Source organism: Sporichthya brevicatena (genome assembly GCF_039525035.1).
In the GTDB taxonomy this organism is placed as follows: Bacteria; Actinomycetota; Actinomycetes; order Sporichthyales; family Sporichthyaceae; genus Sporichthya; species Sporichthya brevicatena.
In genome coordinates this window covers 147,962-161,087 of sequence record NZ_BAAAHE010000044.1, presented here as the reverse complement: position 1 = coordinate 161,087, position 13,126 = coordinate 147,962, and the positions used below count along the sequence as shown (strand labels likewise).

Annotated in this window: 11 protein-coding genes; 4 read left to right on the top strand and 7 right to left on the bottom strand. The window is 72.4% G+C overall.

Annotation, left to right across the window (positions count from 1 at the left end; genetic code table 11):
• Positions 1–205: 205 nt before the first annotated feature.
• Positions 206–634 (bottom strand): methylmalonyl-CoA epimerase, encoded by a 429-nt coding sequence (mce, locus tag ABD401_RS20705; protein WP_344608283.1) that lies wholly within the window; start codon positions 632–634, stop codon positions 206–208.
• A gap of 159 nt (positions 635–793) precedes the next feature.
• Here mce and ABD401_RS20700 point away from each other — a divergent pair, with 159 nt between their 5' ends.
• Together ABD401_RS20700 and meaB are read left to right on the top strand one after the other, a co-directional pair.
• Positions 794–1,978 carry an acetyl-CoA C-acetyltransferase gene (locus tag ABD401_RS20700; protein WP_344608281.1) on the top strand — a complete coding sequence of 395 codons (1,185 nt, stop codon included), beginning with the start codon at positions 794–796 and terminating at the stop codon, positions 1,976–1,978.
• 27 nt (positions 1,979–2,005) lie between these two features.
• Positions 2,006–2,962 carry a methylmalonyl Co-A mutase-associated GTPase MeaB gene (gene meaB / locus ABD401_RS20695; protein WP_344608279.1) on the top strand — a complete coding sequence of 319 codons (957 nt, stop codon included), beginning with the start codon at positions 2,006–2,008 and terminating at the stop codon, positions 2,960–2,962.
• A gap of 66 nt (positions 2,963–3,028) precedes the next feature.
• Here the strand turns inward: meaB and ABD401_RS20690 are convergent, their stop codons facing one another.
• The 3 genes from ABD401_RS20690 to ABD401_RS20680 are packed head-to-tail and all read right to left on the bottom strand — an operon-like array spanning position 3,029 to position 6,046.
• Complete coding sequence (locus tag ABD401_RS20690; RefSeq protein ID WP_344608277.1) at positions 3,029–4,009, bottom strand: ABC transporter ATP-binding protein; 981 nt, start codon at positions 4,007–4,009, stop codon at positions 3,029–3,031.
• Position 4,010: 1 nt separating this feature from the next.
• A complete protein-coding gene (locus ABD401_RS20685) occupies positions 4,011–5,057 on the bottom strand; it encodes an ABC transporter permease (RefSeq protein ID WP_344608275.1) in 1,047 nt (348 codons plus the stop codon).
• Positions 5,058–5,068: 11 nt separating this feature from the next.
• Complete coding sequence (locus ABD401_RS20680) at positions 5,069–6,046, bottom strand: hypothetical protein (protein ID WP_344608273.1); 978 nt, start codon at positions 6,044–6,046, stop codon at positions 5,069–5,071.
• Between the two features lie 226 nt (positions 6,047–6,272).
• Between ABD401_RS20680 and ABD401_RS20675 the strand changes: the two genes are divergently transcribed.
• Together ABD401_RS20675 and ABD401_RS20670 are read left to right on the top strand one after the other, a co-directional pair.
• Positions 6,273–6,596, top strand: coding sequence for a DUF3817 domain-containing protein (locus tag ABD401_RS20675; protein WP_344608271.1), 324 nt, complete (start codon positions 6,273–6,275; stop codon positions 6,594–6,596).
• Between the two features lie 4 nt (positions 6,597–6,600).
• Positions 6,601–7,620: a tetratricopeptide repeat protein gene (locus tag ABD401_RS20670; protein ID WP_344608269.1), complete on the top strand. Its 1,020-nt coding sequence runs from the start codon at positions 6,601–6,603 to the stop codon at positions 7,618–7,620.
• Between the two features lie 99 nt (positions 7,621–7,719).
• Here the strand turns inward: ABD401_RS20670 and glgB are convergent, their stop codons facing one another.
• The 3 genes from glgB to treS are packed head-to-tail and all read right to left on the bottom strand — an operon-like array spanning position 7,720 to position 13,124.
• Positions 7,720–9,930: a 1,4-alpha-glucan branching protein GlgB gene (gene glgB, locus ABD401_RS20665; protein ID WP_344608267.1), complete on the bottom strand. Its 2,211-nt coding sequence runs from the start codon at positions 9,928–9,930 to the stop codon at positions 7,720–7,722.
• Entirely contained in the window at positions 9,927–11,390 is a 1,464-nt protein-coding gene (locus tag ABD401_RS20660) for a maltokinase N-terminal cap-like domain-containing protein (protein ID WP_344608265.1), read from the bottom strand. Before ABD401_RS20660 ends, glgB begins: the two co-directional genes overlap by 4 nt.
• A 9-nt stretch (positions 11,391–11,399) precedes the next feature.
• Positions 11,400–13,124, bottom strand: a complete 1,725-nt coding sequence (treS, locus tag ABD401_RS20655; RefSeq protein ID WP_425566215.1) for a maltose alpha-D-glucosyltransferase — start codon at positions 13,122–13,124, stop codon at positions 11,400–11,402.
• Positions 13,125–13,126 lie beyond the last annotated feature (2 nt).

Sequence of the window (13,126 nt, the reverse complement as noted above, 5' to 3'; positions counted from 1 at the left end):
ACGATACCGACGCCCGAAATGTCCCCCGGACCGGCCGCCGCTCGCCTGGTCGAGCTGGTCGCCGGACGGTCGACCCCGTCGCCGAGCGGCGGCGAGGTGGCGTGCGGTTTCGAGCCAAGGTGACCGGAAAGCCCGAACGGTAAACCGTGTTCTGCGCCTCAGCCGGCCTGGCTGAGGGAGCCTCAGCGGTGGCCCGCCGGCGGGCTCAGTGGCCGCCCTCGCCCTCCGGAGCCGACTGGACGAGCTCGATCAGGACGCCGCCGGCGTCCTTCGGGTGGACGAAGTTGATGCGGGAGTTGGCGGTGCCGCGCTTGGGCTCGTCGTAGAGGAGCCGGACGCCGGCGTCCCGCAGGTGCGTGGAGATCGCGTCGATGTCGTCCACGTTGTAGGCCATCTGCTGGATGCCCTCGCCGTTGCGGGCGAGGAACTTGCCGATGGGGGAGTCCTCGCGCAGCGGCGCGAGCAGCTGGATGTAGGAGCCCGAGTCGCCGACCGCCAGCATCGCCTCGCGGACGCCCTGCTCCTCGTTGACCTCCTCGTGCACGACGTGCATGCCGAAGGTCCGCTCGTAGAAGGCGATCGAGGCGTCCAGGTCCTGGACGGCGAGGCCGACGTGGTCGATCCGGTTGATCATGAGGGTGCTCCCTGGCGGGCGTCCGACGGGCCGTTCGGCGCGACGAGCGGTCCACCCGGCCGACGGCACGGACGCCGGGGAGATGTCGATTTGCGCCTCCTGACTATCGTGGCAGATGCCCGAGACCAGGGCACGTCCGAGGACCCGTGGAGGCCCCCCATGACCAGCTCCGTGATCGTTGCCGGCGCGCGTACGCCGATGGGACGCCTGCTCGGCTCCCTCAAGGACTTCTCCGGGGCGGACCTGGGTGGTCATGCCATTCAGGCCGCGCTCGCGAAGTCCGGTGTGCCGGCCGCGGAGATCCAGTACGTGATCATGGGCCAGGTCCTGCAGGCCGGCGCGGGGCAGATCACCGCCCGCCAGGCCGCGGTCAAGGGCGGGATCGGGATGAACGTCCCCGCGATCACCATCAACAAGGTGTGCCTGTCGGGTCTGAACGCGATCGCGATGGCCGACCAGCTGATCCGCGCCGGTGAGGTCGACACCGTCGTCGCGGGCGGCATGGAGTCGATGACGAACGCCCCGCACGTGCTGCTCAACTCGCGCAGCGGGTTCAAGTACGGCGACACCAAGCTGACGGACTCGATGGCCTACGACGGCCTGTGGGACCAGTTCACCAACGTGCCGATGGGTGAGCTCACCGAGAAGGCCAACGCGGGTCTGAACATCACGCGCGAGGAGCAGGACGAGTTCTCGGCCCGCTCCCACCAGCGCGCGGCCGCGGCGCACAAGAACGGCCTGTTCGCCGACGAGATCGCCCCCATCGAGCTGCCGCAGCGCAAGGGCGACCCGATCCTGTTCGGCGACGACGAGGGCGTGCGTGGGGACACCACCGCCGAGTCGCTGTCGAAGCTGCGCCCGGCGTTCACCAAGGACGGCACCATCACCGCGGGCTCGGCCTCGCAGATCTCCGACGGCGGCGCCGCGGTCGTCGTGATGAGCAAGGAGAAGGCGCAGGCCAACGGGCTGTCCTGGATCGCCGAGATCGGCGCGCACGGCATGGTCGCCGGCCCGGACTCCTCGCTGCAGTCCCAGCCCTCCCGCGCGATCAACGCCGCGCTGGCCAAGCAGGGCATCGCGGCCTCGGACCTGGACCTGATCGAGATCAACGAGGCGTTCGCCGCAGTCGGCATCCAGTCCACCCGTGAGCTCGGCGTCGACCCGGAGAAGGTCAACGTCAACGGCGGCGCGATCGCGCTCGGGCACCCGGTCGGGATGTCCGGCGCCCGCATCGTGCTCCACCTGGCCCTCGAGCTCGGCCGCCGTGGCGGCGGGTACGGCGCCGCCGCGCTCTGCGGCGGCGGTGGCCAGGGCGACGCTCTGATCATCAAGGTCGGGTCCTGACTCTTCGTCAGAATCGCTGGCCAGTTCGTGACCGACGTCGCCGATCTCGTCGGGCGGGCGCGCACGGGTGACCGTCGCGCGGTCGCCCGGCTGATCAGCCTGGTCGAGGACGCCTCGCCGCTGCTGCGCGAGGTGATGGCCGCCCTCGTCGCGGCCGGTCCGGCGGACACCTACGTGGTGGGACTGACCGGCCCGCCGGGCGTCGGCAAGTCCACGTCGACGGCGGCGCTGATCGGCGCGTACCGCCGCCGCGGCGTCCGCGTCGGCGTGCTGGCGATCGACCCGTCCTCGCCCTATTCCGGCGGCGCGCTGCTCGGTGACCGCATCCGGATGGGCGCGCACGCCGAGGACGACGGCGTCTACATCCGCTCGATGGCGGCCCGCGGTCACCTCGGCGGACTGTCGTGGGCGGCGCCGCAGGCACTGCGCGTCCTCGCCGCCGCCGGGTGCGAGGTGATCCTGCTGGAGACCGTCGGCGTCGGGCAGTCCGAGGTCGAGGTCGCCGGCCAGGCCGACACGACGCTCGTCCTGATGGCCCCCGGCATGGGCGACGGCATCCAGGCCGCCAAGGCCGGGATCCTCGAGGTCGGCGACATCTACGTCGTCAACAAGGCCGATCGCGAAGGCGCCGCGCAGACCGCGCGCGAGCTCACCCACATGCTCTCCCTCGGCCCCGGCCGCGGCGAGGGCGACTGGACCGCACCGGTGCTCAAGACCGTCGCGTCCCGGGGGGACGGCGTCGAGGAGGTCCTCGACGCGATCTCCCAGCACCGGCAGCACCTCACCGACTCGGGGCGCCTTCTCGCCCGCCGCCGCCGGCGCGCGGCCGGTGAGGTCGAGGCCGTCACCCTCGAGGGGATGCGCCGCCGGATCGGCAACCTGCGGGGTGACCGTCGCCTGGAGGCCCTCGCCGACCGCGTCGCCGCCGGCGAGCTCGACCCCTACGCGGCGGCCGACGCCCTCGCGGAGCAGCTCGCCACCTGACGGCAACCAGAAGGGGTGACACCCTTTCTGGCGCCGAAAAGGGTGTCACCCCTACTGGCGGCCGGGTCAGAGTGAGGTCGACCCCAGGGCGTGACGGACCCCCTCGGGGCCGACACGCTCGCAGAACTCCTCGACGGTGAGGCCCTGGACGACGGCGTCGGTCTTCGCCTTCACGGTGGCGGACCGCGGCAGCCCGAGCAGCGGACCGATCTCCCCGACGTACTCGCCCGGCTGGCAGGTGTGCACGAGCGCGTCGCCGCCGTCGGCGAGGGCGCGGAACACGTCGAGCTGGCCCTTGACGATCACGTACACGAGCTCGCCGTTGTCGCCCTGCTCGAACAGCGTCTGACCCTCCTTCAGGTCGACGGTGCCGAGCTGCTCGGCCTCGGGGGTCTGCGGGCGCATCTCGATGACGCGGTCGGCCAGCGGCACGAGCCGCTCGTCGTGGGTCGCGACGATCACCGCACGGCCGGGGACGGCCAGGTCGCGCAGGGTGCGGAGCACGATCTCGACCTGCACGTAGTCGGCCCCGACGGTCGGCTCGTCGACGAGAATCAGCGGCGGCTCGTGGGCGAGCGCCCGCGCGATGGCGACGCGCTGCTGCTGCCCGCCCGAGAGGTCGGCGGGGCGCTGGTGCCCGTGCTCGCCGAGGCCGACGAGGTCGAGCAGTTCCGCGGCGCGGGCCCGGGCCGTGCGGCCGGGGACGTGCGCAAGGCGCAGCGGGACCTCGACGTTCTCGCGGATCGTGAGGCCGGGCAGCAGTTTGGCACCGGGGAGGACCAGACCGACCGAGCGGCGGCAGTACTCGGCGAGGTCCCGGCCCCGCAGATCGGTGACCACCTCGTCGTCGAGCCGGATCCCGCCGGAGGTGGGGGACCGCAAGCCGGCCAGGCAGGCCAGCAGCGTGGTCTTGCCGCTGCCGCTGGGACCGAGCAGGAGCACGAGCTCGCCGGAGCGGGCCTCACCGCTGAACCGGTCGAGCGGGCGGACGAGGTAGTCACCACTCGCGTGCTCGACGGTCAGGTCGCTGATCTGCAGGTGCTCCATCTCAGGCGTCCAGCGCCTCGATCGCCTCGACCCGAGCCGCGCGGCTGAGCCCCGCGAGCCCGGCGAGCATGCCGATGACGGCGGCGATCGCGAACAGACCGATCGTCGATCCCATCGAGAAGTGCGTGGGCAGCGGCAGCGCCGGCGCGAACAGTGGAGCGGTGAGCACCGCCGCGGCGGCGGCGACGAGCGAGATCACCACGGCCTGCAGGGCGAGGCCGGCGGCGAGGGTCGAGGTCGTCGCGCCGAGAACCTTGAGCACCGCGAGGTCCTGCGTCCGCTCCGCCGCCGCCAGGTGCACCGTCGCGCCGACGACGAGGATGGCCGCCGCCCACAGCAGCAGACGCAGGGCGTGCGTGGCGTCGAGCTGGCGGTCGACGGGCCGGAGCGCGTCGCTGCGGGCGTCGACGGTGTCCAGCACGCGGAGCCCGAGCGCGGCGGGGACCTCGGGCACGCCCTTCACCACGACGGCGGTGACGAACCGGTTGCCCTTGAACAGGACTGACTGCGCGTCACGAATGTTCAGGTAGACGTTGCCGACGCCGCCGCGCATCGTCATGTGCTCGACCTGGCCGACGACGGTGAAGTTGATCCCGGACAGGCTGACGGTGTCGCCGACCGCGTAGCCGGTCGAGCGGTCGACCAGCGCCTCGTTGGGCCGGCTGGGCTGACGGCCGGCCGTCGGTACCGGCGGCCCGAGCCCGCCGGGGCGATAACCGATCACCGTGACGTCGACCGTGCGCGCGCCGCCGGTGGTGGCCGACGCGGCCACGAACGGGTCGGCGGAGGCCACCCCCGGGGCACGGGCGACCTGGTCGACGACGGTGTCCGGCATCGCGGCGAGCGTGTGGAACGGCCCGCTCGCGCCCTCCCGGACCAGCCAGGCGTCGGCGCCCACCGCCTGCACGGCGCGGTCCGCCTCGCCGCGCAGCGCCGAACCGACGCCGCCGAGGAGCAGAGTGAGGGTGAGAACGACGGCCGTCGCGACCGCGCCGAGCACGAACCGTCGGTGGCGCCACTGGAGGTCCCGCAGCGGAATCAGCCACATGCTGGGAGAACCTAGTCCGCGTCGGGCCGGCGTGCCGCTGACTTCGGGGTCGGGGCGGTGAGAGTGGCGCGCGTGTCGGACCGGACCGGGACGGCGCCGAGCGAGCCGGAGAAGTTGTTGTCGATCCGGGCGGGGAGCGCGACCCCGGCCGGGTGATACGTGTCCTGGACGCGCTTGGCGCTGATCGCCGGGCAGGTCGGCGGGCCGATCGTCTTCAACGTCGTCGTCATCCGGACGTGCCGGACCGAGTTCACCCCGTCGGCGCCGGGCTTGCCCTCCGACACGAGCACGGCGGCGGTGTGTGCCGCCGCACAGCCGTCCTTGGACTCGAGGTCGAACGCCCAGGTCTGGCCCGCCTTCGCGTCGTCCGGTTCGAACAGCACCGGCGTCGGCGGGACGAACTCCAGGACGACCGCCGCGAGCCCGGTGGAGGCGTCCATCCGGTACGCGGAGAGGTAGACGCCGTCGGCCTGGCGGGCCAGCGTCAGCTCCTCGATGATCCCGGCGCCGTCGGCGCGGCGGGCGTCGAGCGTCCAGACCTGCTCGTCCTCGCCGGAGGACGCGGCGACCGTGGCCTTCATCGTCGACGGTGGCTTGCCGAGGCTGGAGCTGCCCGTGAGCGTGTAGGTGTACTCGCCCGGGGCGGGCAGCGTCAGGCCACCCTCGGGCGGCGGCGCCGGCAGGCCCGGCGCGGGCGTCGGTGTCGGGGCTCCCGGCTTGCCGGACTTCACCGGCTTCGGGGGCTGGAACGTGCCGCCCGGCAGCGGGATCGCCGGGGGCGGGGTCGCCCCGTTCGGCAGCGGGGACGTGCTCGCGGCGGGCCGCGGCTGCCCGGCGGCGCGGGGCGCGGAGTCGTCGTAGGGGACGTCGAGACCGGCGTCGCCCGCCGGCGTCACCTCGGGCTGACCACCGCAGGCCGCGAGCGCCGTGACCGATGCGGCCACGGCGAGCAGGGTCGCGCCCCGGGCACCGCGGCCTCGCCGTCTCATGTCTCCATCCTTGTCCCGGTTCGGGGGCCCTGAAAGCCGAACCGCCGCTCCGTGACGTGTTCGTCGCCTAGCGGTTGCCGGGGCGCGGCCGACGCAGCGCGGCCGACGCGGCGCGGGTCGCGGACCGCAACCGGGCGTGCGGGCGGCGTGAAAGTGCGACCGGGCAAGATGGAGGCGGGCGCGGACGGGTGTTCGCGCCGAACGAGAGCAGAGCAAGGGGTGCCGGATGCTGGCGACGCGGATCGGTCGGCTGCGAGTGGTCTCGCTGGTCGAGGGGGTCAGCTACCTGCTGCTGCTCCTGATCTCACAGTGGGTGCTCGACTGGCACCCCGGCGTGGCCGTCCTCGGGCCCATCCACGGGATCCTGTTCGTCGCCTACGTGCTGGGCGTGCTCGACCTGCAGCGGCGGATGCGCTGGGACAACGTCACGCTCGTCAAGCTCCTGGGCGCCTCGGTGATCCCGTTCGCCACCTTCTTCGTCGAACGCTGGCTCCGGACGCAGCACGAGCCCGCCGAGCCCGGCCACGCGGACTCCCGTCAGGCAGGATGAACCCATGGCTCAGCCTCCCTCTCCCCGCATCCCCACCCACGGCGCCGTCGACCTCTCCGCCCTGAAGGCGCGTCCGACCCGCCCGGGTGAGATCCCCGAGCCGCCGGCTCGCTCGGCTCCGCCGCTCGCGGCCGGCTCCGCCCTGGGCGTCGGTCCGGAGCACACCGGTGGAGCCGACGCCGGTGCGGCCGGACACGGCGGCAACCCCTGGGTCGTCGAGGTCACCGAGGAGAACTTCGGCACCGAGGTCATGACGACCTCGATGACCGTCCCGGTCGTCATCGACTTCTGGGCGGGCTGGTGCCAGCCGTGCAAGCAACTCGCGCCGATCATGGAGAAGCTGGCGCTCGAGTACGAGGGCCGCTTCCTGCTGGCCACGATCGACACCGACGCGAACCAGCGGCTCGCGCAGGAGATCGGCATCCAGAGCCTGCCGACGATCCTCGCCGTCGTCGGGCAGCAGCCGGTGCCGTTGTTCCAGGGCGCGCTGCCCGAGGCGCAGGTCCGCCAGTACATCGAGGAACTGCTCCGCGTCGCGGCGATGAACGGCGTCGCCGGCCGCGCCGCCCCGCGGGGGAGTGCGCCGGCTGCCGCGGCGACGTCGGCCGAGCCGGTCGTCCCGCACGCCGACGCCTACGAGGCAATGGTCGCGGGCAACCTGGACGAGGCCGAGGCGAAGTACGCCGCGGTGCTCGCCGACCGGCCCGCGGACCGCGACGCGGCCGAGGGCCTCGCCCGGGTGCAGCTGCTGCAGCGCGTGCAGGGCGTCGACCCCGACGTTGCGCTCAAGACGGCGAACGAGCGCCCGGCCGACCTCGCAGCGGTCCGCCTCGCCGCGGACGTCGAGGTCGCCTCCGGTATCCCCGAGGCGGGCTTCACCCGTCTGGTCGAGGCGATCCGGGTCTCCGGCGGCGACGACCGCGACGCGCTCCGCGAGCACCTGCTGAGCCTGTTCGCCGTCCTCGGCGCCGACGACCCCCGCGTCATCACCGCCCGCCGCGCCCTCGCGAGCGCCCTCTTCTAGCGGGCCCGCCCACGAACCAGGAGGGGTGACACCCTTTCCGGCGCCAGAAAGGGTGTCACCCCTTTCGGCGCCAGAAAGGGTGTCACCCCTTCTGGCGGGTCAGGCGGGGCCGTGGCGGAGCCAGACGGCGCCGAGCGGCGGCAGGGTGAGGCACCCGGACGCGGGGAGCCCGTGGTGCGGGACCTCGGTGGCGTCGATGCCGCCCAGGTTCCCGACGCCGCTGCCGGCGTAGACCTCGGCGTCGGTGTTGAGGACCTCGGTCCAGCGGCCGGCGTAGGGCAGGCCGATCCGGTACTCGCTGTGGACGGTGTTGGCGAAGTTCGCGACGCACGCCAGCGCGGACCCGTCGGCGGCGAAGCGCAGGAACGAGAACACGTTGCTGCCGGTGTCGTTCGCGTCGATCCAGGCGAAGCCGCTCGGGTCGTGGTCGCGCTCCCACAGTTCGGCCGAGGCGACGTAGACACGGTTGAGGTCGCCGACCAGCCGGTGCAGCCCGGCGTGCTCGGGGTGCTCGAGCAGCCACCAGTCGAGCGCCCGGCCCTCGGACCACTCGGACTCCTGGCCGAACTCGCCGCCCATGAACAGCAGCTGCTTGCCGGGGTGCGCCCACATGAAGGCCAGGTACGCGCGCAGGTTCGCGAGCTTCTGCCACCGGTCGCCCGGCATCTTGCCGAGCAGGGAGCCCTTGCCGTGGACGACCTCGTCGTGCGAGAGCGGCAGGACGTAGTTCTCGGAGTACGCGTACATCATCGAGAACGTCATCTGATGGTGGTGGTACTGCCGGTGGATGGGGTCGTGACTCACATAGCCGAGCGAGTCGTGCATCCAGCCCATGTTCCACTTGAAGCCGAAGCCGAGGCCGCCCAGATGCGTGGCGCGGGTGACGCCCGGCCAGGCCGTGGACTCCTCGGCGACGGTGAAGGCGCCGGGTGCGCGCCGGTAGACCGTCGCGTTCATCTCCTGCAGGAACTGCACCGCGTCGAGGTTCTCGCGGCCGCCGTACTGGTTCGGCGTCCACTGGCCCTCGGGGCGTGAGTAGTCCAGGTAGAGCATCGAGGCGACGGCGTCGACGCGCAGACCGTCGACGTGGAACTCCTCCAGCCAGTACGAGGCGTTCGCGACGAGGAAGTTGCGGACCTCGTTGCGGCCGAAGTCGAAGATCAGCGTGCCCCACTCGGGGTGCTCGCCCCGGTGCGGGTCGCCGTGCTCGTAGAGCGGCGTGCCGTCGAAGCGCGCCAGGGCCCACTCGTCCTTGGGGAAGTGCGCCGGGACCCAGTCGATGATGACGCCGATGCCGGCCTGGTGCAGTCGGTCGACGAGGTACCGGAAGTCGTCGGGGGAGCCGAAGCGCGACGTCGGCGCGTAGTAGGAGGAGACCTGGTACCCCCACGACCCCCCGAAGGGGTGTTCCGCCACCGGCAGGAACTCGACGTGGGTGAAGCCCATCTCCTGGACGTAGCTGACGAGCTCCTCCGCGAGCTGACGGTACGTCAGGCCCGGACGCCACGAGCCGAGGTGGACCTCGTAGACGCTCATCGGCCGGTCGGTCGGCGCCGTCGACGTGCGCGTGGTCATCCACTGCTCGTCGTTCCAGGTGTACGACGACTCGTAGACCACGGACGCGGTCGCGGGCGGAACCTCGGCGGCGGCCGCCATCGGGTCGGCCTTCTGCCGCCAGCCCCCGTCGCGGCCGAGGATCTCGTACTTGTAGTGCGTGCCGGCACCGATGCCGGGGACGAAGATGTCCCAGACGCCGGAGGAGCCGAGCGAACGCATCGGGTGCGCCCGGCCGTCCCAGAAGTTGAAGTCGCCGATCAGGCGCACGCCCCGGGCGTTCGGCGCCCAGACGGCGAACGAGGTTCCCGCGACCGTCCCGGCCGGCCCGTCGTAGTGCCGCACGTGCGCGCCGAGCACCTGCCAGAGCTGCTCGTGGCGGCCCTCGCGGATCAGGTGCAGGTCGACCTCGCCGAGCGTCGGGAGGTAGCGGTACGGGTCGTCGAGCAGGGTCGTGGTGCCGTCGTGGGTGACCTCGAGGCGGTAGTCGGGGGCGTGCTCGCCCGGCACGACGCCGACGAAGACGCCCTCGTGCTCGTGGGTGAGCTCGTGCCGGGCCGCGTCCGGGCCCGAGCCGACGACGACCGTGACGCGGTCGGCGAGCGGGCGCAGCGCGCGGATCGTCACCCCGCCCTGGCCGTCGGGGTGGGCACCGAGGATCGAGTGCGGGTCGTGGTGCTCACCGGCGACGACGCGGCCGAGGACCTCGCGGGGGACGGGCATCGGGGTCAGGGCCTTCTCCTGGATCCTGCTCATGAGCGGCCTCCCGTCAGGACGTCGCCCAGGACGGGCGCCGCCAGCATCCGGCGGATCGCCCCCAGCGGAACGTCGACCCAGTCCGGTCGGTTGCGCGTCTCGTACACCACTTCGTAGACCGCCTTGTCGAGGACGAGAGCTGTCAGCGGAACGGGGTCGGCCAGGGCGTCCGCGCCCGCGACGTCGGCGTAGCCGGCACAGTACGCGCGGGAGTTGCGTGCGGCCCACGCGGCCGCCCGCTCCTCGGCCCCCGGACGACTCGCGGGGTCCGCGGGGTCGGCGCCGGAGAACAGCTGCCGGGCGGCGTAGTCGAACGAGCGCAACATGCCGGCGACGTCCTTCAGCGCGGTCTGCGGCGCGGAGCGCTCGGCGATCGGCCGGGCCGGCTCGCCCTCGAAATCGAGGATCTTCCAGCCGGTGTCGGTCCGCAGCGCCTGCCCGAGGTGCAGGTCGCCGTGGACGCGCTGCCCGACGAGGTTGCGGGCCGCCGCCGGCAGTTCGGCGTAGCGGGCCGCGATCTCCTCGGCGAACGGCGCGAGGTCCGGCACCGCGGCGACGGCCGCGTCGAGGCGCTTGCGCAGGGTCGCCGCGAGGTCGGCGACCTCGGCCGCCGACCACGTGACGCTGCCGAGGACGCGAGCGAGGTCCGCGTGCACCGACGCGGTCGCCTGGCCGAGCCGGTAGGCCTCGCCGGCGAAGTCGCCGCCGGAGGCGGCCGGGTCGGGGTCGTCGTCGGCGTACAGCGCGCGGACGCTGGCGAGCGCCAGGTCCCAGCCGTCGGTCGCCGAGGGGAAGAACTCCGTCGCGATGGCGAGCGTGCCGTGCTGCGGGTCGCCGTCGGGCCCGGCCCACTCGCCGTCGACCCACCCGAGCAGGGCGGGCACGCTCGTGTTGCCGGCCTGTCCGAGCGCGTGCAGCAGCTCGACGTCCGGGTTGGTGCCGGCGACGAGGCGGCGGAACACCTTGAGGATCGCCTTCGGACCGTCGGAGAGGTCGCCGAAGACGAGCGAGGTGTTGGACTGCTCGCCGCCGATCACGCGCGAGGGCTCGTTCGCGGGCAGCGGCAGCGCCGTCGAGTCACGGTGGAAGGTCAGGCTGCCCGCGTACCTCCCGGCGGCCATGCCGGTCAGCCAGGCCGCCGTCGTCTCCTTGTCGTGCGTCGCGTCGTAGGCGTACTGCGGGGGCTCGCCCTCGGCCGGGGCCCAGTGGCCGATCAGCGCGTGGGCCAGGTTCGGGTCGGGCTCGGACCGGTAGGACACCGGCACCGAGTACGTCTCCCCGCCCGCCGCGGGGTCGTCGGCGTCCTCCGCGTAGGTCACCGCGACCGCCAGCAGGTCGGCCGCGGGGTCGTCGTGCAGACGCCCGATCCGCGAGGCCTCTGCCCGGGCGATCTCGCGGCCCTTGCCCGCGAACCACCGTTGGCCGGTCAACCAGCGGGCGAGCTCGTCACTTCTGTCCATGACGATCGCTTACCCGGGCGGGTCGAGGCGGAACCAGTAGCTGCCGTGCGGTGGCGCCGTCAGGAGGTAAGGCAGCTCACCGATGAGCGGGAATGCGACGCCGCCGAGCAGTTCGACCGGCCGGTACCCCTCGAAGCGGCGCAGGTCGAGCTCCACCGGCTGCGCGAACCGCGAGAGGTTGTTCACGCACAGGACGATGTCGCACCGCGTCGGGTTCTCCGGGTCCGGGCAGTACTCGCGCAGGAACGACAGCACGCTGGGGTTCGACCCGCCGAGGTCGGTGAAGGTGCCGAGCCCGAAGGCGGGGTTCGCCTTGCGCACCTCGATCATCCGGCGGGTGAAGTGCAGCAGCGACGTCGGCGACGCCATCTGCGCCTCGACGTTGGTGACCTGGTAGCCGTAGATCGGGTCCATGATCACCGGCAGCGTGAGGCGCCCGGGGTTCGCGTTGGAGAACCCCGCGTTGCGGTCCGGGTCCCACTGCATCGGCGTGCGCACACCGTCGCGGTCACCGAGCCAGATGTTGTCGCCCATCCCGATCTCGTCGCCGTAGTAGAGGACGGGGGAGCCGGGGAGCGAGAGCAGCAGGGCGGTGAACAGTTCGAGGCGGCGGCGGTCGTTGTCGAGCAACGGGGCCAGGCGCCGGCGGATGCCGATGTTGGCCTTCATCCGCGGGTCCTTGGCGTACTCCGCGTACATGTAGTCGCGTTCCTCGTCCGTGACCATCTCGAGCGTGAGCTCGTCGTGGTTGCGGAGGAAGATGCCCCACTGGCAGTTGTCCGGGATCTTCGGCGTCTGGGCGAGGATCTCCGAGATGGGGTAGCGCGTCTCGCGGCGGACGGCCATGAACAGCCGTGGCATGACGGGGAAGTGGAACGCCATGTGGCACTCGTCGCCGTCGCCCATGTACTCGACGACGTCCTCGGGCCACTGGTTCGCCTCGCACAGCAGGACGCGGTCCGGGTAGAGCCGGTCGACCTCGGCGCGCACCTCGCGCAGGAACTCGTGCGTGCGCGGGAGGTTCTCGCAGTTGGTGCCCTCCTCCTCGAACAGGTAGGGCACGGCGTCGAGGCGGAACCCGTCGATGCCGAGGTCGAGCCAGAAGCGCAGGGCCTCCATGATCGCCTCGCGCACCCGCGGGTTCTCGAAGTTCAGGTCGGGCTGGTGCGAGAAGAAGCGGTGCCAGTAGTACTGCTTGCGGACCGGGTCGTAGGTCCAGTTCGATGTCTCGGTGTCGACGAAGATGATGCGGGCGTCGCCGTAGCCCTTGTCGTCGTCGGCCCACACGTAGAAGTCGCCGTAGGGGCCGTCCGGGTCGGTGCGCGAGGCCTGGAACCACGGGTGCGCGTCCGACGTGTGGTTCATGACGAAGTCGATGATCACGCGGATGCCCCGCTGGTGCGCGGCGTCGACGAACTCGACGAAGTCGCCGAGCGTGCCGAACTCCGGCAGCACCGCGGTGTAGTCCGCGACGTCGTACCCGCCGTCCCGCAGCGGGGAGGCGAAGAACGGCGGCAGCCACAGGCAGTCGACGCCGAGCCAGGCGAGGTAGTCGAGCTTCTCCGTCAGGCCCCGCAGGTCGCCGACGCCGTCGTCGTTGCTGTCGTAGAAGGACCGGACGAGGACCTCGTAGAAGACCGCGCGCTTGAACCACTGCGGGTCCGGCGGACTCGCCGGGGTGTCCGAGTACGACTCGATCGGGGCGTTGGACTCGATCGGGGCGTCGCCGGACATGG

Coding starts and splice junctions, on each gene's coding strand:
- mce (WP_344608283.1), bottom strand. CDS start 634: ATGATCAACCGGATCGACCACGTCGGCCTCGCCGTCCAGGACCTGGAC.
- ABD401_RS20700 (WP_344608281.1), top strand. CDS start 794: ATGACCAGCTCCGTGATCGTTGCCGGCGCGCGTACGCCGATGGGACGC.
- ABD401_RS20690 (WP_344608277.1), bottom strand. CDS start 4,009: ATGGAGCACCTGCAGATCAGCGACCTGACCGTCGAGCACGCGAGTGGT.
- ABD401_RS20685 (WP_344608275.1), bottom strand. CDS start 5,057: ATGTGGCTGATTCCGCTGCGGGACCTCCAGTGGCGCCACCGACGGTTC.
- ABD401_RS20680 (WP_344608273.1), bottom strand. CDS start 6,046: ATGAGACGGCGAGGCCGCGGTGCCCGGGGCGCGACCCTGCTCGCCGTG.
- ABD401_RS20675 (WP_344608271.1), top strand. CDS start 6,273: ATGCTGGCGACGCGGATCGGTCGGCTGCGAGTGGTCTCGCTGGTCGAG.
- ABD401_RS20670 (WP_344608269.1), top strand. CDS start 6,601: ATGGCTCAGCCTCCCTCTCCCCGCATCCCCACCCACGGCGCCGTCGAC.
- glgB (WP_344608267.1), bottom strand. CDS start 9,930: ATGAGCAGGATCCAGGAGAAGGCCCTGACCCCGATGCCCGTCCCCCGC.
- ABD401_RS20660 (WP_344608265.1), bottom strand. CDS start 11,390: ATGGACAGAAGTGACGAGCTCGCCCGCTGGTTGACCGGCCAACGGTGG.
- treS (WP_425566215.1), bottom strand. CDS start 13,124: ATGTCCGGCGACGCCCCGATCGAGTCCAACGCCCCGATCGAGTCGTAC.